Source organism: Rhodoplanes sp. SY1 (assembly GCF_046000175.1).
GTDB lineage: Bacteria > Pseudomonadota > Alphaproteobacteria > Rhizobiales > Xanthobacteraceae > Rhodoplanes.
In genome coordinates this window covers 1-24,500 of sequence record NZ_JBEOMB010000071.1, presented here as the reverse complement: position 1 = coordinate 24,500, position 24,500 = coordinate 1, and the positions used below count along the sequence as shown (strand labels likewise).

The 24,500-nt window shown below is 68.8% G+C and carries 20 protein-coding genes and 2 pseudogenes; 19 read left to right on the top strand and 3 right to left on the bottom strand.

Features of this window, described 5'->3' with window-relative positions; genetic code table 11:
* Positions 1-45 precede the first annotated feature (45 nt).
* From nuoG to ABTU92_RS18640, 15 genes and pseudogenes are all read left to right on the top strand, one after another.
* A pseudogene (gene nuoG / locus ABTU92_RS18710) lies at positions 46-2,033 on the top strand (NADH-quinone oxidoreductase subunit NuoG).
* Positions 2,034-2,039: 6 nt separating this feature from the next.
* Complete coding sequence (gene nuoH / locus ABTU92_RS18705) at positions 2,040-3,065, top strand: NADH-quinone oxidoreductase subunit NuoH (protein ID WP_408093148.1); 1,026 nt, start codon at positions 2,040-2,042, stop codon at positions 3,063-3,065.
* 10 nt (positions 3,066-3,075) lie between these two features.
* Positions 3,076-3,564 (top strand): NADH-quinone oxidoreductase subunit NuoI, encoded by a 489-nt coding sequence (gene nuoI / locus ABTU92_RS18700; RefSeq protein WP_408093147.1) that lies wholly within the window; start codon positions 3,076-3,078, stop codon positions 3,562-3,564.
* 274 nt (positions 3,565-3,838) lie between these two features.
* The gene (locus ABTU92_RS18695) at positions 3,839-4,444 is read left to right on the top strand and encodes an NADH-quinone oxidoreductase subunit J (RefSeq protein ID WP_408093146.1); all 606 of its coding nucleotides are present in this window, start codon (positions 3,839-3,841) and stop codon (positions 4,442-4,444) included.
* A gap of 13 nt (positions 4,445-4,457) precedes the next feature.
* A complete protein-coding gene (gene nuoK, locus ABTU92_RS18690; RefSeq protein WP_111359287.1) occupies positions 4,458-4,766 on the top strand; it encodes an NADH-quinone oxidoreductase subunit NuoK in 309 nt (102 codons plus the stop codon).
* Positions 4,767-4,774: 8 nt separating this feature from the next.
* A complete protein-coding gene (gene nuoL, locus ABTU92_RS18685; protein ID WP_408093145.1) occupies positions 4,775-6,925 on the top strand; it encodes an NADH-quinone oxidoreductase subunit L in 2,151 nt (716 codons plus the stop codon).
* Positions 6,925-8,421 (top strand): annotated as a pseudogene (locus ABTU92_RS18680) (NADH-quinone oxidoreductase subunit M); the annotation flags it as partial. The gene nuoL and the pseudogene ABTU92_RS18680, both read left to right, overlap by 1 nt.
* A gap of 99 nt (positions 8,422-8,520) precedes the next feature.
* Complete coding sequence (gene nuoN / locus ABTU92_RS18675; protein WP_408093144.1) at positions 8,521-9,957, top strand: NADH-quinone oxidoreductase subunit NuoN; 1,437 nt, start codon at positions 8,521-8,523, stop codon at positions 9,955-9,957.
* A 240-nt stretch (positions 9,958-10,197) separates the two neighbouring features.
* Positions 10,198-10,974 (top strand): biotin--[acetyl-CoA-carboxylase] ligase, encoded by a 777-nt coding sequence (locus ABTU92_RS18670; RefSeq protein WP_408093143.1) that lies wholly within the window; start codon positions 10,198-10,200, stop codon positions 10,972-10,974.
* On the top strand, positions 10,974-12,644 hold the full coding sequence (locus tag ABTU92_RS18665; protein ID WP_408093171.1) for a ribonuclease J: 1,671 nt from the start codon (positions 10,974-10,976) through the stop codon (positions 12,642-12,644). The genes ABTU92_RS18670 and ABTU92_RS18665 overlap by 1 nt, the downstream gene beginning before the upstream one ends.
* 74 nt (positions 12,645-12,718) lie before the next feature.
* A complete protein-coding gene (mce, locus tag ABTU92_RS18660) occupies positions 12,719-13,123 on the top strand; it encodes a methylmalonyl-CoA epimerase (RefSeq protein ID WP_111360167.1) in 405 nt (134 codons plus the stop codon).
* Positions 13,124-13,282: 159 nt separating this feature from the next.
* Positions 13,283-13,555 (top strand): DUF1467 family protein, encoded by a 273-nt coding sequence (locus ABTU92_RS18655; RefSeq protein WP_408093142.1) that lies wholly within the window; start codon positions 13,283-13,285, stop codon positions 13,553-13,555.
* A 628-nt stretch (positions 13,556-14,183) separates the two neighbouring features.
* Positions 14,184-15,512 carry a proline--tRNA ligase gene (gene proS, locus ABTU92_RS18650; protein ID WP_408093141.1) on the top strand — a complete coding sequence of 443 codons (1,329 nt, stop codon included), beginning with the start codon at positions 14,184-14,186 and terminating at the stop codon, positions 15,510-15,512.
* A gap of 215 nt (positions 15,513-15,727) precedes the next feature.
* Complete coding sequence (locus ABTU92_RS18645; protein WP_408093140.1) at positions 15,728-16,996, top strand: lipoprotein-releasing ABC transporter permease subunit; 1,269 nt, start codon at positions 15,728-15,730, stop codon at positions 16,994-16,996.
* Positions 16,997-17,005: 9 nt separating this feature from the next.
* Positions 17,006-17,698 carry an ABC transporter ATP-binding protein gene (locus ABTU92_RS18640; protein WP_408093139.1) on the top strand — a complete coding sequence of 231 codons (693 nt, stop codon included), beginning with the start codon at positions 17,006-17,008 and terminating at the stop codon, positions 17,696-17,698.
* Between the two features lie 209 nt (positions 17,699-17,907).
* On the opposite strand, the gene ABTU92_RS18635 is transcribed toward ABTU92_RS18640, so the two are convergent.
* The gene (locus tag ABTU92_RS18635) at positions 17,908-18,153 is read right to left on the bottom strand and encodes a PilZ domain-containing protein (protein WP_408093138.1); all 246 of its coding nucleotides are present in this window, start codon (positions 18,151-18,153) and stop codon (positions 17,908-17,910) included.
* A gap of 630 nt (positions 18,154-18,783) precedes the next feature.
* Here ABTU92_RS18635 and dnaE point away from each other — a divergent pair.
* The 3 genes from dnaE to ABTU92_RS18620 all read left to right on the top strand — a co-directional run bounded on the left by dnaE (position 18,784) and on the right by ABTU92_RS18620 (position 22,902).
* Positions 18,784-22,332, top strand: a complete 3,549-nt coding sequence (dnaE, locus tag ABTU92_RS18630; RefSeq protein ID WP_408093170.1) for a DNA polymerase III subunit alpha — start codon at positions 18,784-18,786, stop codon at positions 22,330-22,332.
* Positions 22,333-22,417: 85 nt separating this feature from the next.
* Positions 22,418-22,615 (top strand): type II toxin-antitoxin system HicA family toxin, encoded by a 198-nt coding sequence (locus tag ABTU92_RS18625; RefSeq protein WP_408093137.1) that lies wholly within the window; start codon positions 22,418-22,420, stop codon positions 22,613-22,615.
* On the top strand, positions 22,615-22,902 hold the full coding sequence (locus ABTU92_RS18620) for a type II toxin-antitoxin system HicB family antitoxin (protein WP_408093136.1): 288 nt from the start codon (positions 22,615-22,617) through the stop codon (positions 22,900-22,902). Before ABTU92_RS18625 ends, ABTU92_RS18620 begins: the two co-directional genes overlap by 1 nt.
* 85 nt (positions 22,903-22,987) lie before the next feature.
* Here ABTU92_RS18620 and ABTU92_RS18615 read toward each other — a convergent pair whose 3' ends face one another.
* Together ABTU92_RS18615 and ABTU92_RS18610 are read right to left on the bottom strand one after the other, a co-directional pair.
* On the bottom strand, positions 22,988-23,494 hold the full coding sequence (locus tag ABTU92_RS18615; protein ID WP_408093135.1) for a hypothetical protein: 507 nt from the start codon (positions 23,492-23,494) through the stop codon (positions 22,988-22,990).
* A 446-nt stretch (positions 23,495-23,940) separates the two neighbouring features.
* Positions 23,941-24,264, bottom strand: coding sequence for a nuclear transport factor 2 family protein (locus tag ABTU92_RS18610; protein ID WP_408093134.1), 324 nt, complete (start codon positions 24,262-24,264; stop codon positions 23,941-23,943).
* A 56-nt stretch (positions 24,265-24,320) separates the two neighbouring features.
* Between ABTU92_RS18610 and ABTU92_RS18605 the strand changes: the two genes are divergently transcribed.
* Positions 24,321-24,500: winged helix-turn-helix transcriptional regulator (locus tag ABTU92_RS18605; RefSeq protein ID WP_408093133.1), on the top strand; the 180-nt coding region annotated here is incomplete at its 3' end.

Below are 24,500 nucleotides of genomic sequence, written 5' to 3'. Positions count from 1 at the left end.
CCCGGCGATGACGAAGCAGGGGCAGCGGTCGAGCAGGAACGCGAGATGACCAAGATCGTCGTCGACGGCACCGAGGTAGACGTCCCGGCCGAGTACACGCTCCTGCAGGCGTGTGAGGCGGCGGGCGCCGAGATTCCGCGCTTCTGCTTCCACGAGCGCCTGTCGATCGCCGGCAATTGCCGCATGTGCCTGGTCGAGGTGAAGGGTGGCCCGCCCAAGCCGGTCGCCTCCTGCGCCATGAACGTGCGCGACCTGCGCCCCGGCCCGAACGGCGAGCCGCCCGTGATGCTCACCAAGTCGCCGATGGTGAAGAAGGCGCGCGAAGGCGTGATGGAGTTCCTGCTGATCAACCATCCGCTCGATTGCCCGATCTGCGATCAGGGCGGCGAGTGCGATCTGCAGGACCAGGCGATGGCCTACGGGGTCGACTCGTCGCGCTTCCAGGAGAACAAGCGCGCCGTCGAGGACAAGTATCTCGGCGCCCTCGTCAAGACCTCGATGAACCGCTGCATCCAGTGCACCCGCTGCGTGCGCTTCGTCACCGAGGTCGCCGGCGTGCCGGAGCTCGGCGCCATCGGGCGCGGCGAGGACATGGAGATCACGAGCTATCTCGAGCACGCGCTGACCTCCGAGCTGCAGGGCAACGTCGTCGACCTCTGCCCGGTCGGCGCGCTCACCTCGAAGCCCTACGCCTTCACGGCGCGGCCCTGGGAACTCACCAAGACCCAATCGGTCGACGTGATGGACGCGGTCGGCTCGGCGATCCGGGTCGACTCGCGCGGCCGCGAGGTGCTGCGCATCCTGCCGCGTCTCAACGAGGACGTGAACGAGGAGTGGATCTCCGACAAGACCCGCCACGTCGTCGACGGCCTCCGGGTGCAGCGCCTCGACCGTCCCTATGTGCGCGAGAACGGCAAGCTGCGGCCGGCCTCCTGGGGCGAGGCCTTCAAGGCGATCGCCGCCAAGATCGACACCACCGGGCCGGGCCGCATCGGCGCCATCGCGGGTGATCTCGCGAGCGTCGAGGAGATGTTCGCGCTGAAGGAGCTGCTCTCCGGGCTGGGCTCGCAGAGCATCGACTGCCGGCAGGACGGCGCGGCGCTCGATCCGGCGCTCGGCCGCGGCACCTATCTGTTCAACCCGACCATCGCCGGCATCGAGCAGGCCGACGCGCTGGTGATCGTCGGCGCCGATCCGCGTCTCGAGGCGGCGATCCTCACCCCCGCCGACATCTCGCCGCCGGCAAGGGCGACTTCGCCCCGATCCTCTCGGCCGCCGAACGGCCGCTGCTGCTGCTCGGGGCGGGCGCGACGGCGCGGCCCGACGGCGCCGCGATCGCGGCGCTCGCCGCCAAGGCGGCCGTGGCGGCCGGGGCCGTGACCGACACGTGGAACGGCTTCGGCGTGCTGCACACGGCGGCGTCGCGGGTCGGCGGCCTCGACATCGGCTTCGTGCCGGGGCAGGGCGGCCTCGACGCGACCAAGATGGCCGCCTTCGGCACGCTCGACGTCTTGTTCCTGCTCGGCGCCGACGAGATCGACATCGCGCCCGAGACCTTCGTCGTCTACATCGGAACCCACGGCGATCGCGGCGCGCACCGCGCCGACGTGATCCTGCCGGGCGCCGCCTACACCGAGAAGTCCGGCCTCTGGGTGAACACCGAGGGGCGCCCGCAGTTGGGCCTGCGCGCCGCCTTCCCGCCGGGCGACGCCCGCGAGGACTGGGCGATTCTTCGCGCATTGTCCGAGGTGCTGGGCCGCAAGCTGCCGTGGGACTCGCTCGCTCAGCTCCGCGCCGCGCTGTTCAAGGCGCATCCGCATCTGCAGCGGATCGATCGCATCACGCCGGCGAGCGGCGACGACGTGCAACGGCTCGCCTCGCGGGCCGGCACGGCGGGCGAGATCGATCCGGCGCCCTTCGTCGAGACGATCACGGATTTCTACCTGACCAACCCGATCGCCCGCGCGTCCGCCGTGATGGCCGAGTGTTCCGCACTCGCGCAAGGCGGCGCCGCGCTGCGCGCCGCGGAGTAGCCCCCGATGGCCGAGCTTTGGACCAACTACATCTGGCCGCTCCTGCTCATCGTGATCCACAGCGTCGCCGTGCTGCTGATCCTGATGACGGCGATCGCCTACATCCTCTACGCCGACCGCAAGATCTGGGCGGCCGTGCAGATCCGGCGCGGCCCCAACGTGGTCGGCCCGTGGGGACTGCTGCAGTCCTTCGCCGACATGCTGAAGTTCGCCATCAAGGAGCCGATCATCCCCGACGGCGCCAACAAGGGCCTGTTCCTGCTGGCGCCGATCGTCACCTGCGTGCTGGCGCTGTCCGCCTGGGCCGTGATTCCGGTCGCCGACGGCTGGGCCGTCGCCGACATCAATGTCGGCATCCTCTACATCTTCGCGGTGTCGTCGCTCGGCGTGTACGGCATCATCATGGCCGGCTGGGCCTCGAACTCCAAATACGCTTTCCTGTCCTCGCTGCGCTCCGCCGCCCAGATGGTGTCCTACGAGGTCTCGATCGGCTTCGTGATCATCACGGTGCTGCTGTGCGTCGGCTCACTGAACCTCGGCGCCATCGTCAAGGCGCAGGACACGCAGTACGGGCTGCTCGGCTGGTACTGGCTGCCGCTGTTCCCGATGTTCATCATCTTCTTCGTCTCGGCGCTGGCCGAGACGAACCGGCCGCCCTTCGATCTGGTCGAGGCCGAGTCCGAGCTCGTCGCCGGCTTCATGGTGGAATACGGCTCGACCCCCTACGTGCTGTTCATGCTGGGCGAGTACGTGGCGATCACCACCATGTGCGCCATGTGCGTCATCCTGTTCATGGGCGGCTGGCTGTCGCCGATCCCGTCCGCGCCGTTCACCTGGGTGCCCGGGGTGATCTGGTTCACGCTCAAGGTGCTGTTCGTCTTCTTCATGTTCGCCCTGGTGAAGGCGTTCGTGCCGCGCTACCGCTACGATCAGCTCATGCGGCTCGGCTGGAAGGTGTTCCTGCCCATCTCGCTGGTGATGGTCGTCGTCGTCGCCGGGGTGCTGCAGTACACCGGGCTCGCGCCGAAGTGAGGGACCCCCGATGAGACTCGACCTCGCCGCCAAGCAGCTCTTCCTGTGGGAGTTCGTGCAGGCCATCGGCCTGTCGATGCGCTACTTCTTCAAGCCGAAGCCCACCATCAACTATCCGTTCGAGAAGAACCCGCTGTCGCCGCGCTTCCGCGGCGAGCACGCGCTGCGTCGCTATCCGAACGGCGAGGAGCGCTGCATCGCCTGCAAGCTGTGCGAGGCGATCTGCCCGGCCCAGGCCATCACCATCGAGGCGGGGCCGCGCCGCAACGACGGCACGCGGCGCACCACGCGCTACGACATCGACATGGTGAAGTGCATCTACTGCGGCTACTGCCAGGAGGCGTGCCCGGTGGACGCGATCGTCGAAGGGCCGAACTTCGAGTTCGCCACCGAGACGCGCGAGGAGCTCTACTACGACAAGGCGCGCCTGCTCTCGAACGGCGACCGCTGGGAACGCGAGATCGCCCAGAACATCGCGCTCGACGCGCCGTACCGGTGAGCCGGATGATCGCCTCCTCCTTCATTGCGGTCGGCGCGCCCCGGTCACCTCTCCCCGCGTGCGGGGAGAGGTCGGATGTCGCGCGATCGGCGCGACATCCGGGTGAGGGGGCGTCTCCGCGAATCTCGTCTTTGCGACTCTCGTGGTCTCTGCTCTGCGGAGACGCCCCCTCATCCGTCTCGCCGCGCCGCGGCGAGACACCTTCTCCCCGCGGGCGGGGAGAAGGAAAGCTGGCGCCGCGCCTCGTTCCGTTCGCCCCGCCGAGGACGAAGTCATGATCCCCGCGCTGTTCTTCTATCTGTTCGCCGGCGTCTGCGTCGCCTCCGCCGTGATGGTGGTGGCCTCGCGCAACCCGGTCCACTCGGTGATGTTCCTGATCCTGGCCTTCGTCAACGCGGCCGGCCTGTTCGTCATGATGGGCGCCGAGTTCCTGGCCCTGATCCTGATCGTCGTCTATGTCGGTGCCGTCGCGGTGCTGTTCCTGTTCGTCGTGATGATGCTCGACGTCGACTTCGCCGAGCTCAGGCGCGGCTTCGACAACTACCTGCCGATCGGCGCGCTGATCGGCATCGTGCTCCTGGTCGAGCTCCTGCTGATCGCCGGCGCCTGGGCGATCGGGCCCGGCGTGCCGAAGACCGTCGCGCTGCCGATCCCGACCGGCGTGAGCAACGTCGAGGCGCTCGGTCTCGTGCTCTACACGCGCTACGTCTATTTCTTCCAGGCGGCGGGCCTCGTGCTGCTGGTCGCGATGATCGGGGCGATCGTCTTGACGCTGCGCCACAAGCCCGGCGTCAAGCGGCAGTCGATCCCGGACCAGCTGATGCGCCGAAAAGAGGCGATCATCGAGCTCCGGGACGTCCGGCCGGGGCAGGGGCTGTGAGGGGGACGCAAGGATGACCATCGGCCTCGGCCACTATCTCGCGGTCGCCGCGATCCTGTTCACGATCGGGATCTTCGGCATCTTCCTCAACCGGCGGAACGTCATCATCATCCTGATGTCGGTCGAGCTGATCCTGCTCGCCGTCAACATCAACATGGTGGCCTTTTCGACCCACATGGGTGACCTGGTCGGGCAGGTGTTCGCCCTGATCATCCTCACCGTGGCGGCCGCCGAGGCGGCCATCGGGCTCGCGATCCTGGTCGTCTTCTTCCGCAATCGGGGCTCGATCGCGGTCGAGGACATCAACCTCATGAAGGGCTGAGCGGCGCGATGTACCAGGCCATCGTCTTCCTGCCCCTGCTGGGCTTCCTGATCGCCGCCGCGATCGCCGTCGTCGGCGCCCGCACGCTTCATCCGGGCGGCTACCCGTCGCCCGACGAGGGGCACGCGCACGCCGTGCCGCACGGCTCCGGCGCGCCCGATCCGCACGGCAGCCACGCCGCCGTCGCCGTGTCGCACGACGAGCATTCGCACGGCGCGCACGGTGCCGCGGACGGCGCGCACGGGGCGGCGCATGGTGGCCACGATGATCATCACCACGCCGAGCCCGCGGCACCGGGCTCGCGCGCCGCCGAGGTGGTGACGACCGTCCTGCTGTTCGTCTCCATGGCGTTGTCGTGGATCGCCTTCGCCCGCGTCGGCTTCGGCGGCGCCGAGGTGCGCGAGGCGATCGCGCCGTGGATCCTCACCGGCGACCTCAAGGTCGAGTGGGCGCTGCGCGTCGACAGCCTGACCGCCGTGATGCTGGTGGTCGTCACCACCGTATCGGCGCTCGTCCATCTCTACTCGATCGGCTACATGGCCGACGATCCGGACCGACCGCGCTTCTTCGGCTACCTGTCGCTGTTCACCTTCGCGATGCTGATGCTGGTGACGGCCGACAACCTGGTGCAGCTGTTCTTCGGCTGGGAGGGCGTCGGCCTCGCGAGCTATCTGCTGATCGGCTTCTGGTACAAGAAGCCGTCGGCCAACGCGGCCGCCATCAAGGCCTTCGTGGTCAACCGCGTCGGCGACTTCGGCTTCATGCTCGGCATCTTCGCCGTGTTCGTGATGACGGCGGCGGTCGACTTCGACACCGTCTTCGCCCAGGCGCCGTCGCTGGTCGGCAAGACCATCCACTTCCTGAGCTGGGATCTCGACGCGCTGACCGTGATCTGCCTCCTCTTGTTCATGGGCGCGATGGGCAAGTCGGCGCAGTTCCTGCTGCACACCTGGCTGCCCGACGCCATGGAGGGCCCGACCCCGGTCTCGGCCCTGATCCACGCCGCCACCATGGTCACGGCCGGCGTGTTCATGGTGGCGCGTCTGTCGCCGCTGTTCGAGCTCGCGCCGACCGCGCTCGCCGTCGTCACCTTCATCGGCGCCACCACGGCGCTGTTCGCGGCGACGATCGGCCTCGTGCAGAACGACATCAAGCGCATCGTCGCCTACTCGACCTGCTCGCAGCTCGGCTACATGTTCGTCGCCATGGGCGTCGGCGCCTACTCGGTCGGCATGTACCACCTGTTCACGCACGCCTTCTTCAAGGCGCTTCTGTTCCTCGGCTCGGGATCCGTGATCGTCGCGATGCATCACGAGCAGGACATCCGCCGGATGGGCGGGCTGCGCCTGAAGATCCCGTTCACCTACTGCATGATGCTGGTCGGCACGCTGGCGCTCACCGGCTTTCCGCTCACCGCCGGCTACTTCTCCAAGGACGCGATCATCGAGGCGGCCTTCGCCAGCGAGCACGGCCATCACAACCCGATGGCGCTGTACGCCTTCGTCTGCACCGTCGCGGCGGCGGCGCTCACCTCGTTCTACTCCTGGCGCCTCGTCTTCAAGACCTTCCACGGCACACCGCACGACCAGCACCACTACGACAAGGCGCACGAGAGTCCGCTGCCGATGCTGATCCCGCTCGGGGTGCTCGCCGCCGGCTCGATCCTCGCCGGCGTGCCGTTCAAGGAGGCCTTCGCGGGCGACGGCGTGAAGGAGTTCTTCCGCAACTCGATCGTCGTCGGCGACATCCTCGGCGAGATGCACCACGTCCCGGCCTGGGTCGTGTACCTGCCGACCGTGATGATGGTCGCCGGCTTCGCGGTCGCCTGGCTGTTCTACATCAAGGCGCCGTCGATTCCGCGCGCGCTCGCCAAGGGCCTCAAGCCGATCTACCTGTTCCTCCTGAACAAGTGGTACTTCGACGAGCTCTACGACCTGATCTTCGTGCGGCCGGCGATGTGGCTCGGCCGCACCCTGTGGAAGCAGGGTGACGGGGCCGTCATCGACGGGCTGGGGCCGGACGGCGTCTCGGCCCGGGTGATCGACGTCACCCGCAACGTGATCCGGCTGCAGACCGGCTATCTCTACCACTACGCCTTCGCGATGCTGATCGGCGTGTCGGCCTTCGTGACGTGGTTCATGATCTGGGGAGCCCGGTGATGGCCAGCTGGCCCGTCCTTTCCGTCACCATCTTCCTGCCGCTGCTCGGCGCGCTGCTGATCATGATGCTGCGCGCCGAGGACGACTCGGTGAAGACCAACGCGCGCTGGATCGCGCTGTGGACCACGGTGATCACCTTCGCGGTGTCGCTCGTCATGGTCTGGCGCTTCGATGCCGGATCGTCCGAGTTCCAGTTCGTCGAGAAGGCGCCCTGGCTCGCCGGCACGATCAGCTACCACGTCGGCGTCGACGGCATCTCGCTGCCCTTCGTGATCCTCACCACGGCGCTGATGCCCTTGTGCATCGTCGCCAGCTGGAAGCCGATCCAGAAGCGCGTGAAGGAGTACATGGTCGCGTTCCTGGTGCTCGAGACCATGATGACCGGCACCTTCGCGGCCCTCGACGTCGTCGTCTTCTACCTGTTCTTCGAGGGTGGCCTGATCCCGATGTTCCTGATCATCGGGGTGTGGGGCGGTCCGCGCCGCGTCTATGCGAGCTTCAAGTTCTTCCTCTACACGCTGCTCGGCTCGGTGCTGATGCTGCTCGCCATCATGGCGATGTACGGCAACGCCGGCACCACCGACATCCCGACGCTGCTGGCGCACGACTTCCCGGCCAACCTGCAGACCTGGGCCTGGCTCGCCTTCTTCGCCTCCTTCGCGGTGAAGATGCCGATGTGGCCGGTGCACACCTGGCTTCCGGACGCCCATGTGGAAGCGCCGACGGCCGGCTCCGTGGTGCTCGCCGCCGTGCTCCTGAAGATGGGCGGCTACGGGTTCCTGCGCTTCTCGCTGCCGATGTTCCCGGAGGCGTCGGAGTTCTTCGCACCGATGGTGTTCGTCCTCTCGGTGGTGGCGATCGTCTACACGTCGCTGGTCGCGCTCATGCAGGAGGACGTCAAGAAGCTGATCGCCTACTCGTCGGTCGCCCATATGGGCTTCGTCACGATGGGCATCTTCGCCGGCAACCAGCAGGGCATCGCCGGCAGCGTCTTCCAGATGATCTCGCACGGGATCGTGTCGGGTGCGCTGTTCCTCTGCGTCGGCGTCATCTACGACCGCATGCACACCCGCGAGATCGCCGCCTATGGCGGCCTCGTCAACCGCATGCCCGTCTACGCGACGATCTTCATGATCTTCACGCTCGCGAACGTGGGCCTGCCGGGCACGTCGGGCTTCATCGGCGAGTTCCTCACGCTGATGGGCGCCTTCAAGGTCAATACCTGGGTGGCGTTCTTCGCCAGCTTCGGCATCATCCTGTCGGCCTGCTATGCGCTGTGGCTCTACCGCAAGGTGGTGTTCGGGGCGCTGGAGAAGCCGTCGCTCGCCCACATCCGCGACGTCGAGCCGCGCGAGATCGCGATCTTCGCGCCGCTCGTCGTCCTGACCATCTGGTTCGGCGTCTACCCGAAGCCGGTGATCGACATGTCGGCGGCCTCGATCCAGGCGCTCGTGCAGGACTACCAGGGCGCGATCAAGACGGCCGCCGGCGCGGCGCCCGAGATCGCGGCCAAATCGACATCCGAGACCGCCTCAGAGATCGCCACCAAGACCGCCGCCGCCCTCGGCCGCTGACCGGACAAGAACGGCATCCCGATGAACAACCTCGCCGAGCTTCCCGCCCTGTACCCGGCCATGCCCGAGATCGTCCTCGCGGCCGGCGCCATGGTGCTGATCCTGATGGGCGCCTTCCGGGGCAACCAGTCGACCGGCGCGGTGTCTGGCTTCGCCGTGATGCTGCTGATCGCGGCGGGCGTCGTCGTCGCGCTGATGCCGGCCGAGACACAGACCACCTTCGGCGGCAGCTTCGTGCTCGACCCGTATGCGAAGTTCTTCAAGCTGCTGGCGCTGATCGGCTCGGCCGTCGCGATCGTGATGTCGGGCGAGTTCCTGTCGTCGCCGGACCGGGCGCGCTTCGAGTATCCGGTGCTGATCGTGCTCGCCACCACCGGCATGCTGATGCTGATTTCGGCCGGCGACCTGATCGCGCTCTATCTCGGGCTCGAGCTGATGAGCCTGTCGCTCTACGTCGTCGCCGCGATCGACCGCGACAAGTTGAAGTCGACCGAGGCGGGCCTGAAGTATTTCGTTCTCGGCGCGCTGTCGTCCGGCATGCTGCTCTACGGCGCCTCGCTGGTCTACGGCTCGACCGGCAGCGTCACCTTCGCCGGCATCGCGCAGGGCGCGGCCGCGGGCGGGGTGGGGCTCACCTTCGGGCTCGTCTTCCTGCTCGCCGGCCTGTGCTTCAAGATCTCGGCGGTGCCGTTCCACATGTGGACGCCCGACGTCTACGAGGGCGCACCGACGCCGATCACGGCGTTCTTCGCCGCCGCGCCCAAGGTCGCCGCCATGGCCGTGTTCGTGCGGCTCGCCACCACGGCGTTCCCGACCGTGGTGCCACAGTGGCAGCAGATCGTCGTGTTCGTCTCGATTGCCTCGATGGCGCTCGGCTCCTTCGCGGCGATCGGGCAGACCAACATCAAGCGGCTGATGGCCTACTCGTCGATCGGCCACATGGGCTTCGCGCTGATCGGCCTCGCCGCCGGCACGGCCGAGGGCGTGCAGGGCGTGCTGATCTACATGGCGATCTACGTCGCGATGACGCTCGGCACCTTCGCCTGCATCATCGCGATGAAGCGGGAGGAGGGGCCGGTCGAGAACATCGCCGACCTCGCCGGCCTCGCGCGCACCAAGCCCGGCGTCGCCTTCCTGCTCGGCATGATGATGTTCTCGCTCGCCGGCATTCCGCCGCTCGCCGGCTTCTTCGCCAAGTTCTACGTGTTCCTCGCCGCCGTGAACGCCGGCCTCTATGCGCTCGCCGTGATCGGCGTGGTGACCAGCGTCGTGGGCGCCTACTACTATCTCGCCATCGTCAAGGTGATGTATTTCGACGAGCCGGCGCCGGCGCTGTCGCCGATGCGCGGCGAGCTCGGCGTGGTGCTCACCGTGACCGGACTGTTCGTCCTCCTGTTCTTCGTCTGGCCGGCCCCGCTGGTCGACGCCGCCTCGGCGGCGGCGAAGTCGCTGTTTTGATTTTGGACTGCTCGGGCTGGTGACGAGGCGATTTCGACAGGTCACGGGCTGGGGCTCACCCCCCTCCCTGTCCCTCCCCCACAAGGGGGGAGGGAACGCTGGAGCCGAGGCTTCGGGTCCTTCGAATTCACCGAGACCGGGACTCATCGTGAGCCGCGGCAATCTCCAGCCTGCTCCCTCCCCCCTTGTGGGGGAGGGCTGGGGAGGGGGGTGGCGCCGGACTGAGGGCTCTCGATTCAGATGATCGAGACCGCCGCCGACATCCCGCACCTCGCCTTCGACGAGATCGACTCCACCAACGCCGAGGCCTTGCGCCGTGCCCGCGACGGCGAGCGCGGTCCCGTGTGGATCACGGCCGAACGCCAGACGGCGGGCCGCGGCAGGCGCGGCCGCGCCTGGACGTCGGCGCCCGGCAACCTGTTCGCGAGTCTTCTTCTGTCCGATCCGGCGCCGATCCCCGAGGCCTCGCAGATCTCCTTCGTCGCCGCGCTCGCCGTGCACGACTCGGTCCGCGCCGTCGCGCCGGCGCTGGCGCCGCGCCTGGCGCTGAAATGGCCGAACGACCTCCTGTGCGGCGGCAAGAAGCTCGCCGGCATCCTGGTCGAGGGCGAGACCCGGCACGGCCTCGTGGTGGTGGTCGGCATCGGCGTCAACTGCGCCCACCATCCCGACGACACGCTCTATCCGGCGACCGACCTCGCCGCCGAGGGCGCCGCGGCGAGCCCGGCCGCCGTGTTCCTGGCGCTCGCCGGCGCCATGCGGGCGCGTCTCGCCGAATGGGACCGCAGCCGCGGCTTCGCCTCGATTCGCGACGCCTGGCTCGCCCGCGGACCGGTGCCCGGGACTCCGCTGGTGGTGCGATTCGAGGGGACCGAGACGGCCGGCCGATTCGAGACCATCGACACCCACGGGAATCTGCTAATCACCGGTGACGAGGGCGTCCAGAAGATCGCCGCCGGCGACGTGTTTCCGCTTCACCGGCCGGACGCGCTCCCCTCGAACCGGCACGACGCATGATCACCAAGGCCGACGAGCTCGTCTACGCCCCGCTCGGCGGGGTCGGCGAGATCGGGATGAATCTCTCCGTCTACGGCTACGGCAGCGGCCGGAAGAAATCCTGGATCGCGGTCGATCTCGGCGTGTCCTTCGGGGGCGGCGAGGATCTGCCCGGCGTCGATCTCGTGATGCCGGACATCCGATTCCTGCTGGAGGAGCGCAAGAGCCTTCACGGCTTGATCCTCACCCACGGCCACGAGGATCATTTCGGCGCCATCATCGACCTGTGGCCGCGCCTGAAGGTGCCGATCTTCGCGACGCCCTTCACGGCCGCGCTGTTCGAGGCGAAGCGCCAGGCGGAGCCCGGCGCGCCGGAGATTCCCGTCAACGTCGTGCCGCTCGGCGGCACGATCAAGCTCGGCCCGTTCACGGTCGAGCTCTGCTCGATGTCGCATTCGATCCCCGAGTCGAACGCCCTGATCATCGGCACGCCGCTCGGCAAGGTTCTGCACACCGGCGACTGGAAGCTCGACCCCACGCCCGTGGTCGGCCCGGCGACCGACGAGGCGCGGCTGCGCCGGCTCGGCGAGGAGGGGTGCCTCGCGCTGGTCGGCGACTCGACCAATGCGGTGCGCGACGGCCGCTCGCCCTCCGAGAGCGAGGTCGGCGCGACGCTGGCGAAGCTGATCGCCGCGGCGCCCCAGCGCGTCGCCATCACCACCTTCGCGTCGCATGTCGCGCGCATCCGCTCGATCGCGCTCGCCGCCCGCGATTGCGGCCGCGAGGTCGTGCTGGTCGGCCGCGCCATGGAGCGCGTCGTCCAGGTGGCGCGCGAGACCGGCCATCTCGACGGCGTGCCGGAATTCCGCTCCGCCTCGAACTACGGCTACTTCCCGCGCGACAAGGTGGTCGCGCTGTGCACGGGCAGCCAGGGCGAGCCGCGCGCCGCGCTCGCCCGCATCGCCTCCGACTCGCATCCCGAGATCGGCCTCGCCAAGGGCGATCAGGTGATCTTCTCGTCGCGCACGATTCCCGGCAACGAGAAGGCCGTGAACAAGATCATCAACGGCCTTGCCGCGCAGGGCGTCGAGGTGATCACCGAGCGCGATCATCTCGTCCATGTCTCGGGCCACCCGCGGCGCGACGAGTTGAAGGAGCTGCTCGGCTGGGTGAAGCCCGGCATCATGATTCCGGTGCACGGCGAGCCGCTGCACCTCGCGGCGCACGCGAAGCTCGCCCGCTCGCTCGGCGTGCCCGAGGTCGTCGGCTGCCGCAACGGCGACCTCGTGCGCCTCGCGCCGGGACCGGCCGGCATTGTCGACGAGGTTCCGCAGGGCCGCCTCTACAAGGACGGTTATCTCATCGTCGAGGCCGAGGCTCGCACGGTCGCGGACCGCCGGCGGCTCGGCTTCGTCGGGGTCGTCTCGGTCGCGCTCGCGCTCGACGAGGCCGGCACGCTGTGCGCCGATCCGGAAGTCGAGCTGATCGGCATCCCGGAGACCGACGCCCGCGGCAAGAGCTTCGCGGCGCAGGCCGTGCAGACCGCGGCGGAGACGGTCGAGCATCTCCCGCGCGCCCGCCGGCGCGATCCCGACACGGTCGCCGAGGCGGTGCGCCGTGCGGTGCGCGGCGGCATTGCGGCGTCCTGGGGCAAGAAGCCGCTCTGCCTCGTACACGTACTGACAGTCTGACCGGCCGCGATCGGGCATAAAGGGGCATAACGGGCGGCGCGGGTGGTCCGCGACGCCAGCCAGAGGGGACCGACATGATCGGACGTCTCAACCATGTCGCGATCGCCGTGGGCGATCTGGAGAAGGCCTGCAAGCTCTACCGCGAGACCATGGGCGCGAAGGTCTCCGAGCCACTGCCGCAGCCGGCGCACGGTGTCACCGTGGTGTTCATCGAGCTGCCCAACACCAAGGTCGAGCTCCTGCATCCGCTCGGCGAGAACTCGCCGATCGCCAAGTTCCTGGAGAAGAGCCCGGACGGCGGCATCCACCACATCTGCTACGAGGTCGACGACATCCTGGCCGCCCGCGACCGGTTGAAGGCCGGCGGCGCCCGCGTTCTCGGCGACGGCAACCCGAAGATCGGCGCCCACGGCAAGCCGGTGCTGTTCCTGCACCCGAAGGACTTCAACGGCACGCTGGTCGAGCTCGAGCAGGCGTGAAGGGCAGGGGCGTTCGCGCTGCCGTCGTGAGTCGTCATGGCGAGGCTTGTCCCGGCCATCCACGCCGGGTAGTCGCGTCGGGCAAGGACGTGGATGCCCGGCACAAGGCCGGGCATGACGGACACGAATTCCTGGCGAACCTGACGGGCACTCACCCCCATGCCCTGGACCACCTTCGCGGCCATCTACTTCGTCACTTGGTGGATCGTGCTGTTCGCGATCCTGCCGTTCGGCGTGCGCTCGCAGCACGAGACCGGCGATATCGCGCCCGGCACCGATCCGGGGGCCCCGGCGGCGCCGCGGCTCCTCGCCAAGGCGGGCTGGACGACGCTGGTCACCACGGTTCTGGTCGCCGCGTTCTGGTTCGCCGTGACGGGCGGCCTGATCGACATCGAGCGATTTGTCACGCTATGGGGGCTGTTCCCGCGGTGAAGGGGCGGGCGAGGTCCGGGCGCCACGCCGGCTTCCCCCTCGAGGTGACGAGACTTGCTCTCCCCCTCATGGTGAGGAGGCCGCGAAGCGGCCGTCTCGAACCATGAGGCCACCCGGCGCCCGACTGGGCGCGGCAGCGCACGGGCCGTGTCCTTCGAGACGCCGCCTTCGGCGGCTCCTCGGGACGAGGGTAGAGGCTCGAAATCGTGGCAGCTCCGATGGGGCGGCCTGTTGCGCATGCCGCCGAGTCGGTCCCGCAGGCAAAAAAAAAGCAGGACCGCGGTCCTGCCTTCTACGCCGAGTTTTTTGCCATTTCCCCGCTATGTTGTTCTAGGGGCGGCTGCGATCGAGCGCGCCGTTTGGCTCTTCCTCCCACAGACCTGGACCGCGTTCCTGACGCAACATTATTTCAATCCCGGAACGTCAGGAACGACGTTCGTTTCATAGCGAAAGGATTCCGCCTTGTCACCCCAGTTGTCTCGCGCTGCAGCATGCGCAGGAGTTGTCTTGGTGAACGAAACGGAGCGCCCGGAGAGCAACGCCGCCGGCAGTCCGGCCGGTCTTCGATCACCCTTGTATTTTCGACGCTAATCCGGTTTCTCTGCACCATTCCTCGAGGAGTTTCGACATGCGCCTGTCCCGGTTTTTCCTGCCGATTCTGCGCGAGACGCCAAAAGAAGCGGAGATCGTGTCGCACCGGCTGCTGCTGCGCGCCGGGATGATCCGGCAGGAATCGGCCGGCATCTACGCCTTCCTGCCGCTCGGCCTGCGCGTCCTGAACAAGGTCTGCCGAATCGTCCGCGAGGAGCAGGACCGCTCGGGCGCCGTCGAGATGCTGATGCCGACCATCCAGTCGGCCGAGCTGTGGCGCGAGAGCGGGCGCTACGACGACTATGGCAAGGAGATGCTGCGCATCAAGGACCGGCACGAGCGCGAGATGCTCTACGGTCCCACCAACGAGGAGATGGTGACCGAGGTCTTCCGCGCTTATGTGCGGTCGTACAAGGACTTGCCGCTGAATCTTTATCACCTGCAGTGGAAGTTCCGCGACGAGGTGCGGCCGCGCTTCGGGCTGATGCGCGGGCGCGAGTTCCTGATGAAGGACGCCTATTCGTTCGACCTCGACTACGAGGGCGCCAAGCACGCCTACAACAAGATGTTCGTCGCCTATCTGCGGACCTTCACGCGGCTCGGCCTGCGGGCGATCCCGATGGTCGCCGACACCGGCCCGATCGGCGGCAACCTCTCCCACGAGTTCATCATCCTGGCCCAGACCGGCGAGAGCGAGGTGTTCTGCCATCGCGACTATCTCGACCTGCCGGTGCCGGAGGCGGGCGTCGACTTCGACGATGTCGCCGGCATCCAGGCGATCGTCGACCGCTGGACCTCGCACTACGCCGCGACCTCGGAGAAGCACGACGAGGCCGCCTTTGCGGCGATCCCCGAGGCCGACCGGGTGTCGGCGCGCGGCATCGAGGTCGGGCACATCTTCTATTTCGGCACCAAGTACTCGGCCCCGATGAAGGCCGTGGTGGCCCATCCGGACGGCAGCGAGAAGCCGGTCCACATGGGCTCCTACGGCATCGGCCCGACCCGGCTGGTGGCGGCGCTGATCGAGGCGTCGCACGACGAGGCCGGGATCGTCTGGCCGGAGCCCGTCGCGCCGTTCCGGGTCGGCATCGCCAACCTCAAGCAGGGCGACGCGGCGACCGACGCGGCCGCGGGCGAGCTGTACCGGGCGCTGACGGCGCGCGGCGTCGAGGTGCTGTATCACGATCTCGACGAGCGCCCCGGCTCCAAGTTCGCCACCCTCGATCTGATCGGGGTGCCCTGGCAGATCCTGGTCGGCCCGAAGGGGCTGAAGGAGGGCAAGGTCGAGCTCAAGCGCCGCTCCGGCGGCGACCGCGAGCTCCTGTCGCCGGCGGACGTGCTGGAGCGCTTGGCGCCGGTGGGGTGAGGGCGTTCCCCGTGTCACCTCTCCCCGCGCGCGGGGAGAGGGAAGACAGGTGCCGTTTCCAGAACCCGAGCATGCTTCGCCGTCCCGGCCCGATTCCGCCCGATTTCAATGAAATCGGAAGGGCCGATCAAACCTGCGGGTAACGCGGTGCGACCCACACGCGGGGCTCGCGAATCCGGCAGAATCGGGTGTAATCCCGCGGGGAAAGAGCCGCCATGACCGACGCTGCCGGGACGAGACCCTTCGCACCCTTCGAATGGATGCTGTCGCTGCGCTATCTGCGGGCGCGGCGCAAGGAGGGATTCATCTCGGTGATCGCCGGGTTCTCGTTCCTCGGCATCATGCTGGGCGTCGCGACGCTGATCATCGTCATGGCGGTGATGAACGGCTTCCGCACCGAGCTCTTGGACAAGATCCTCGGCCTCAACGGCCATCTGCTGATCCAGCCGCTCGAATCGCCGCTCACCGACTACGATCCGGTGGCGCAGCGCATCGCCGCGGTGCCCGGCATCCGGCTCGCGGCGCCGATCGTCGAGGGGCAGGCGCTCGCCTCGTCGCCCTTCGCGGCGAACGGCGTGCTGGTGCGCGGCATGCGCGCCGCCGACCTCGACAAGCTCGCCTCGGTGTCGAAGAACATCAAGAAGGGCACGCTCGAGGGCTTCGACCAGGGGCAGGGGATCGCCATCGGCCGCCGGCTCGCCGATCAGCTCTCGCTGCAGGTCGGCGACAATCTGACGCTGGTGGCGCCGCGCGGCGCCGTCACGCCGATGGGCACCACCCCGCGCATAAAGCCCTACAAGGTGGTGGCGGTCTTCGAGATCGGCATGTCGGAATACGACGCCGCCTTCGTGTTCATGCCGCTGCCCGAGGCGCAGGCCTATTTCAACCGCTCGAACGACGTGACGGCGATCGAGGTCTACACCAACGATCCCGACGCGATCGACCGCTACCGCAAGCTCGTCGCCGACGCCGCCCAGCGGCCCATCTACATGATCGACTGGCGGCAGCGGAACTCGACCTTCTTCAACGCCCTGCAGGTCGAGCGCAACGTCATGTTCCTGATCCTCACGCTGATCGTGCTGGTCGCCGCGCTCAACATCGTGTCGGGCCTGATCATGCTGGTGAAGGACAAGAGCCAGGACATCGCCATCATGCGCACCATGGGGGCGACGCAGGGCGCCATCATGCGGGTGTTCCTGATCACCGGCGCCTCGATCGGCGTGGTCGGCACGCTGACCGGCTTCGTGGTCGGCACGCTGGTGTGCGTGAACATCGACTCGATCCGCCAGTTCCTGTCCTGGGTGACGCAGACGGATCTGTTCCCGCGCGAGCTCTACTTCCTCTCCAGGCTGCCGGCCGAGATGAACGCTTCGGAGACCATCGCGGTCGTCGTGATGGCGCTCGGCCTGTCGCTGCTGGCGACCCTCTATCCCTCATGGCGCGCGGCCCGTCTCGATCCGGTCGACACGCTCCGGTACGAGTAGGCGAACCTGATGGCCGCGACCGAAAGCCCCGTCGTCTTCCTCCACCAGATCGAGCGTCAGTATCGGCAGGGAGACGTCGTGCTCGACGTGCTGAAGGGCGCCGAGCTCGCCGTGTGGTCCGGCCAGATGGTGGCGCTGATCGCGCCGTCCGGCTCGGGCAAGTCGACGCTCCTGCACATCGCCGGGCTGCTCGAGCACCAGGACGCCGGCGAGGTGTTCATCGACGACGTGCCGACCTCGGGCCTCTCCGACAGCGAGCGCACCCGTATCCGCCGCAACGACGTCGGCTTCATCTACCAGGCGCACCACCTGCTCGGCGAGTTCACGGCGCTCGAGAACGTGATGCTGCCGCAGATGATCCGCGGCCTGCCGCGCAAGCAGGCGGAGGATCGGGCCGAGGAGCTTTTGTCCTATCTCGGGCTGAAGGATCGGCTGCCACACCGGCCGTCCGAATTGTCGGGCGGCGAGCAGCAGCGCGTCGCCATCGCCCGCGCGGTCGCCAACGCGCCGCGCCTCCTGCTGGCCGACGAGCCGACCGGCAACCTCGATCCCAAGACCTCGGAGCACGTGTTCCGGGCGCTGACCCAGCTGGTGCGCGCCTCGCGGCTCGCCGCCGTGATCGCCACCCACAATCTCGACATCGCTGCCCGCATGGACCGCCGCGTCACCCTGAAGGACGGGCGGATCATCGAGCTGGAGTAGGGGCGCGAGCGAGTAGCGAATGGCGAATAGCGAGTAGTTGGCGCTTGACCGCACCCGGGGCCGAGCCACCGTCTCGCTCCTCGCTCCTCGCTCCTCGCTCCTCGCTCCTCGCTCCTCGCTACTCGCCATCGACGGCGGAACGCACCGCGAACGCCGGATTGGTCCCGGTCAAACTTCTGGAACGCTTCGATTTTTCGGATCGCCTGGCGTCAACCGAAGCTGACACCCAGCCGGTTCTCGGTCCGCCAGATCACCCGGCAGGCCTGACGCTGGCCGCCCTCCATGACCAGCTCGAACTCGCGCGGGATGCCGAAGGTGCCGGAATGGACCTGCAGGCAGGCGCCGGCGTCGGAGAGATTGCGCACGGCGCACTCGATCTTCGGGGCCTTGTCGCTGGTGGCGATGCGGCCCGTCTTGAGAACCCGAAGACGATTGGCTTTGCGGCGCTCTTCCACTTGCGCCTCCTCGCGCTCCACCCGTTACCGCCGGCGATCGGCAGCACCATGCCAGCCGCGGTTTTCATTTCGATTAATTGGATCGCGAAAAGTCGGGGTCGTTAAACCATCAGGAGGGAGGCGGGTCGTATGCTCGCTGATCGCCGCGGCCGTGTCGTTCCGACTTGACAGAGGAACGGAGGAAGAACTAATGTTCTCGTCATGTTCTTTTCCGATGTCGAGGATGTCGAGGGAGACGATCATGCGCGCCGCCGCCAGCGATCTGATGCGAGCCCTGACCTCGATGACCCTGCTGGTCGGCACGCTCGTGGTCTGGGCGAAGCTGTTCGCGGTGATCTGACGATCGCACGGAGGTGCCGCCGGGCGGCGGGCGGCATTGCCGCGTCGCGGCTGTGGGTGACGACGGGCGGTCGGTAGACAGGAGCCCGCGCGGTTCGCGAATGTGGGGGCAGAGGGCCCGGCCGGCGAGTCGGGCCGTGCGCACGGCCGCGGGGCGGCCGGCCGACCCTTGCGAGTGCCGCCGTGACCGTACCGAGCTCGACCCCGTCCGTCCTAGGTGCCGGGACGCCGAATGCCGCGGCGCCGTCAGCGGACGCCGGTGCGGCCGCGCCGGCACCCGCGCCGCCACCGCTGCCGCCGCTCGCCAAGGACCCGGGCTTCGTCCACCTGCACGTCCACTCGGCCTATTCGCTGCTCGAAGGGGCGCTGCCGATCGGCAAGCTCGCCGGCCTCGCCAAGGCCGACCGCCAGCCCGCGCTGGCCCTGACCGACACCGACAACCTGTTCGGCGCGCTGGAATTCTCCGAGAAGCTCACCGGCTACGGCATCCAGCCGATCGCCGGCATCTCGCTCGCCGTCGACTTCGGCGACCAGGAGCAGCCCGGCGGTGCCATCGGCCGCGCCGGCCCGCATGCCCGCACGCTGCCGCGCATCGTTCTCCTGGCGGCGCGCGAGGCGGGCTACGGCAACCTGATGCGGCTCAACTCGCGGGCCTTTCTCGAGACCCCGTCGACCGAGGCGCCGCACATCGAGATCGGTTGGCTGGAGGGGCACAGCGATGGGCTGATCCTGCTCACCGGCGGGCCGGACGGGCCGCTCGACAAGGCGATCGTTGCCGGGCAGGGGGCGCTCGCCGCGAGCCGGCTCGCCACCTTGGAGCGCCTGTTCGGCGACCGCCTCTATGTCGAGCTGCAGCGCCACGGCACCCAGGCCGAGCGGCTGGTCGAGCCGGCGCTGGTCGACCTCGCCTATGCGCGCGGCCTGCCGCTCGTCGCCACCAACCAGCCGTTCTTCGCCGGCCCGGAGGACTACGAGGCGCACGACGCGCTGCTCGCCATCGCCGAGGGCCGGCTGCTCGCCGAGGAGGACCGCCGGCACCTCACGCCGGAGCACCGCTTCAAGACCCGGGCCGAGATGGCGGCGCTGTTCGCCGATCTCCCGGAGGCGCTCGCCGCGACGGTCGAGATCGCTCAAAGGTGCGCCTACAGGCCGCGCACGCGAAAACCGATCCTGCCGCATTACGGCACCGAGACGGGCGAGCATCTCGACGAGGAGGCGACCGTGCGGGCGCGCGCCGCCGAGGGCCTGGAGGCGCGGCTGAAGGCGCACGGCGTCGCCCCCGGCCACACCGAGGAGGAGTATCGCGAGCGCCTCGCCTTCGAGCTCGGTGTCATCGCCCGCATGGGCTTTCCCGGCTACTTCCTGATCGTGTCGGACTTCATCCAGTGGGCGAAGGGCCAGGGCATCCCGGTCGGGCCGGGCCGCGGCTCGGGCGCCGGCTCGGTGGTCGCCTGGGCACTCACCATCACGGATCTCGATCCCATCCGCTTCGGCCTGCTGTTCGAGCGCTTCCTCAATCCGGATCGCGTGTCGATGCCGGACTTCGACATCGACTTCTGCCAGGACCGCCGTGGCGAGGTGATCGACTACGTCCAGAAGCGCTACGGACGTGATCACGTCGCGCAGATCATCACGTTCGGCACGCTGCAGGCCCGCGGCGTGCTGCGCGACGTCGGGCGCGTGCTGGAGATGCCCTACGGCCAGGTCGACAAGCTGTGCAAGCTCGTCCCGCAGAACCCGGCCAAGCCGGTCACGCTGAAGGAGGCGATCGAGGGCGAGGCGAAGCTGCAGGCGGCCCGCGACACCGAGCCCGTGGTGGCGCGCGCCTTCGCGATCGCCCAGAAGCTCGAAGGTCTCAACCGCCACGCCTCGACGCACGCCGCCGGCATCGTGATCGGCGACCGCAATCTCTCCCATCTGGTGCCGCTCTATCGCGACCCCAAGTCCGACATGCCGGTCACCCAGTTCAACATGAAATGGGTGGAGCAGGCGGGCCTGGTGAAGTTCGACTTCCTCGGCCTCAAGACGCTCACGACGCTCGACACCGCCGTCAAGCTCCTGGCGCGGCGCGGCATCACCATCGACCTCGCCCACATCCCGCTCGACGACAAGAAGACCTACGAGATGCTGACCCGCGGCGAGACGGTCGGCGTGTTCCAGGTGGAAAGCCAGGGCATGCGGCGCGCGCTCGTCGACATGCGGCCCGACCGGCTCGAGGATCTGATCGCGCTCGTCGCGCTCTATCGCCCCGGTCCGATGGCGAACATTCCCACGTATTGCGCCCGCAAGCACGGGCACGAGCAGCCCGAATACGTCCATCCCAAGCTGGAGCCGTATCTGCGCGAGACCTTCGGGGTCATCATCTACCAGGAGCAGGTGATGCAGATCGCGCAGGCGCTGTCCGGCTACTCGCTCGGCGAGGCCGACCTGCTGCGGCGCGCCATGGGCAAGAAGATCCGCGCCGAGATGGACAAGCAGCGCATCCGCTTCGTCGACGGCGCGATGGAGCGCGGCGTCGACAAGGCACAGGCCGACATGATCTTCGACCTGCTGGCCAAGTTCGCCGACTACGGCTTCAACAAGAGCCACGCGGCCGCCTACGCGCTCGTCTCCTACCAGACCGCCTATCTGAAGGCGAACTATCCGGTCGAGTTCCTGGCGGCGTCGATGACGCTCGACATGGGCAACACCGACAAGCTCTCCGACTTCCGCTCGGAGGCCGAGCGGCTCGGCATCAAGGTCGCGCCGCCCTCCGTCAACCGGTCGGGCGTCGACTTCGACGTCGACGGCAACACGATCTTCTACGCACTCGCCGCCATCAAGGGCATCGGCCGCCAGGCCGTCGAGGCGATCGTCGCCGGCCGCGACGGCAAGCCGTTCCGCGATCTCGCCGACTTCGCCCGCCGCATCGATCCGCGCCAGGTCAACAAGCGCGTGCTGGAGAGCCTCGCGGCCGCCGGCGCCTTCGACTGCATCGAGCCGGACCGTGCGCGCGCGCATGCCTCGGTCGAGGCGGTGCTCGCCACCGCGCAACGCACCCACGAGGCGGCGGCGAGCGGCCAGACCGACTTCTTCGGCGGCGCCGCGGCGCCCGAGCCGCTGCGCCTCCCCGCCTACGAGCACTGGCTGCCGGCGGAAAAACTGCAGCGCGAGTACGACGCCATCGGCTTCTTCCTCACCGGCCATCCGCTCGACGACTACGCGCATCTCCTCAAGCGCCTGCGCCTGCAGACCTGGGCCGAGTTTTCGCGCAGCGTGAAGGCCGGGGCCACGGCCGGGCGCCTCGGCGCCACCGTGGTGTCGCGCACCGAGCGGCGCACCAAGACCGGCAACAAGATGGGCATCATCGGCCTCAGCGATCCGTCCGGCCACTACGAGGCGATCCTGTTCGCCGAAGCCTTGGCGCAGTACCGCGACCTCCTGGAGCCCGGCCGCGCCGTGCTCCTGTTCATCGCCGCCAATGCCGAGGGCGAGGAGGTGCGGGCCCGCATCCAGACCGTCGAGCTGTTGGACGAAGCCGCCGCCAAGCAGCAGAAGGGCCTTCGCATCTTCTTGCGCGACGAGGCTCCGATCGAGGCCGTGGCGAAACGCCTGGAGCCGGCCGGGGGCCAGGGCGCCGGCCGCGGCGGTCCGGCGGCCGGGGGAGGGGGCGTCGCGGGACGCCCGGGCGGGATCGCGCCGGCGGCGGCGCGCGAGAGCGGCGGCGGCGACGTGTCGATCGTCCTCCTGTTGTCGGAGGCCGAGATCGAGGTGAAGCTGAAGGGCCGCTACAAGGTCTCCCCCCAGATCGCCGGCGCCATCAAGGCCGTCCCCGGCGTCGTCGAGGTGCAGGCCGTGTGAGGGCGGGCGACGCTTCACCCGGCGTACCTCACAAAGGATGAGCATGCTATTCTCGCGACAGCTTCCGGTTGCAGCGGAGGGTGGCGTGGGATCGGACTCGCGGAAAATCATTCGCGATCTGGAGCGCGACGGCTGGATTTACGTCGGCGCCACCGGGAGCCATCATCACTTCAAGCATCCGATCAAGCCGGGGAAGGTCACGGTGCCGCATCCGAGGAAGGACTTGCACCCGAAGACCGTACGCTCGATCTATCGGGCTGCGGGGATCACGGAGCCGCGGTGATGGCAGGTTATCTGGCGCTGGTGCACAAGGACGAGGGGACGAGCTACGGGGTCAGCTTTCCCGATGTGCCGGGATGCATCTCGGCCGGCGACACGCTGGAGGAGGCGCTCGACAACGCCTCCGCGGCGCTCGGCGGGCACTTGGCCTTGATGGTCGCCGACGGCGAGCCTCTGCCGCGCCCACGCAGCTTCGAGGCGATCCGCCGCGACCCCACCCTGGCCGACGACCTTTCGGACGCCATCGTCTCGTACGTGCGCCTGGACGTGCCGCGATCCTCCGCGGCCTGACCACGGCGTTTCGCCCCACGCGTCGGGGCGCCGTTCGGGTCGGCGCGGGCAGGCGACGCCCGCCCGCGCCGGAGGTGTCTTCCGCCTAGTTGCGGCGGCCCGGACCACCCGGCCCCCCCGGCCCCCCCGGGCTACCCGGACCGCCGGGGCCGCCCGGGCCGCGGCGCACCGTGGTGCCCTGGTTCTTCCGCGAGCCGGCGACGATGCCGAGCACGACGCCGGTCGTCACCGCCGCCGCGGCCGCCGCAGCCGCAGCGCCGCCGTCGTCGCGGTAGGGGCGACCGCCCCGATAGGGGCTGGGCCCGCCGCCCTGGTAGTAGGTCGGCCCGCCGCCCCGATAGTAGGTCGGTCCGCCGCCCTGGTAATAGGCCGGTCCGCCCCGGTAGCCCGGGCCGCCGTCGAAGTCCGGCACGCAGCTCTGGCGCCGATAGCTGAAGCGCATCCCGCGGCCGCAGCCGTCCCGGACGAGGGTCACGTCGCGCGTCGCGGCGTCCGGTGCGGCGGGCGCGAGCGGCATGGCCGGGGCCGCCGAGATCGTCACGACGGCCAGGGTGCCGATCGCGACCGTCACGCCAAAAGTCTTGCGGAGCATGAGCGTTTCCTTTGCTGGGGCACGGCGCACCCGCGGCTGCGGGCACGCATGACGGCGCCGGCGCACGACGCCGCGGCCGCGGAGATGCTCCGCGGCACGACGCGATCCGACGCTCGTACGGGTGATGTGCCGATGGGCTCGCTGCGCCTTGTCCGGGCGAGGACGAGAAGCTCGACACCTTCTCGTCTTGTGGGCGCAGGCGGGTCGCGACAGAGGTGACCCCGGACCGACGCTATCCGGTGGCGGGCGGCCCGACAATCCGCCGGGGCTGCGCGTCTGGTCGCACCTCTGTCACGTGGTGGTGATCGGGGATCACCGGAGCCAAAGCCGAGGGGCCCACGCGGTCGACGGGTCGCGAGATTGGGCTGCGTGGGCACGGGGCGTCCCGCGCCTTTGCCGACCGACGCATCCGTCTCGCCCCTCGTCGCCCGGGCCACGCTGGCGCGTCAGGGCGCGATCTCCAGCCGCGCGATGGTGTCGCGGTCGAGCACGAAGGCGTAGCGCAGGTCGATCGGGCTGCCCGGAAACGCGCCCGTCACCCGCGCCGTCACCACGGTGCGGCCCTCGGCTTCGGCGACCGCGAGCGGCTCGGCGACATGACGGTACGTGGCCGTCGCCGCGTCGTGCCAGCGGCGGATGGCGGCCCGGCCCGCATGGGTGGCGCGCTCGTCCACCACGACGGCGGTCTCGCCGAAGCAGGGGCCGATATCGGCGCCGCGACGCGCTGCGGCGAAATAGGCGGCGACGGGCGGGGCCAGGACGAGGGGCATGCGACGATTCCGGTGCTGTGTTGCGTCGGCCCCGGAGATCGTCCCATCCTCGCCGAATGACAAGAACGCACGAGAAGGTAAGTCACGCACCCGCCGGTGAGCGCCACACGCCGGAGAGCGCGGCCGCCGGCGTCGAGCAGGCGCTGAAGCTGCTCGAGGGCCGCTGGAAGCTCGTCATCCTGTTCCACCTGTTCGGCGGGCGGGTGCTGCGCTTCTCCGACCTGGAGCGGGCGATC

Bases quoted from the DNA above. Each gene is read 5' to 3' on its own strand.
- nuoH (WP_408093148.1), top strand. From the start codon at position 2,040: ATGGCCGAGCTTTGGACCAACTACATCTGGCCGCTCCTGCTCATCGTG.
- nuoI (WP_408093147.1), top strand. From the start codon at position 3,076: ATGAGACTCGACCTCGCCGCCAAGCAGCTCTTCCTGTGGGAGTTCGTG.
- ABTU92_RS18695 (WP_408093146.1), top strand. From the start codon at position 3,839: ATGATCCCCGCGCTGTTCTTCTATCTGTTCGCCGGCGTCTGCGTCGCC.
- nuoK (WP_111359287.1), top strand. From the start codon at position 4,458: ATGACCATCGGCCTCGGCCACTATCTCGCGGTCGCCGCGATCCTGTTC.
- nuoL (WP_408093145.1), top strand. From the start codon at position 4,775: ATGTACCAGGCCATCGTCTTCCTGCCCCTGCTGGGCTTCCTGATCGCC.
- nuoN (WP_408093144.1), top strand. From the start codon at position 8,521: ATGAACAACCTCGCCGAGCTTCCCGCCCTGTACCCGGCCATGCCCGAG.
- ABTU92_RS18670 (WP_408093143.1), top strand. From the start codon at position 10,198: ATGATCGAGACCGCCGCCGACATCCCGCACCTCGCCTTCGACGAGATC.
- mce (WP_111360167.1), top strand. From the start codon at position 12,719: ATGATCGGACGTCTCAACCATGTCGCGATCGCCGTGGGCGATCTGGAG.
- ABTU92_RS18655 (WP_408093142.1), top strand. From the start codon at position 13,283: ATGCCCTGGACCACCTTCGCGGCCATCTACTTCGTCACTTGGTGGATC.
- proS (WP_408093141.1), top strand. From the start codon at position 14,184: ATGCGCCTGTCCCGGTTTTTCCTGCCGATTCTGCGCGAGACGCCAAAA.
- ABTU92_RS18645 (WP_408093140.1), top strand. From the start codon at position 15,728: ATGACCGACGCTGCCGGGACGAGACCCTTCGCACCCTTCGAATGGATG.
- ABTU92_RS18640 (WP_408093139.1), top strand. From the start codon at position 17,006: ATGGCCGCGACCGAAAGCCCCGTCGTCTTCCTCCACCAGATCGAGCGT.
- ABTU92_RS18620 (WP_408093136.1), top strand. From the start codon at position 22,615: ATGGCAGGTTATCTGGCGCTGGTGCACAAGGACGAGGGGACGAGCTAC.
- ABTU92_RS18615 (WP_408093135.1), bottom strand. From the start codon at position 23,494: ATGCTCCGCAAGACTTTTGGCGTGACGGTCGCGATCGGCACCCTGGCC.
- ABTU92_RS18610 (WP_408093134.1), bottom strand. From the start codon at position 24,264: ATGCCCCTCGTCCTGGCCCCGCCCGTCGCCGCCTATTTCGCCGCAGCG.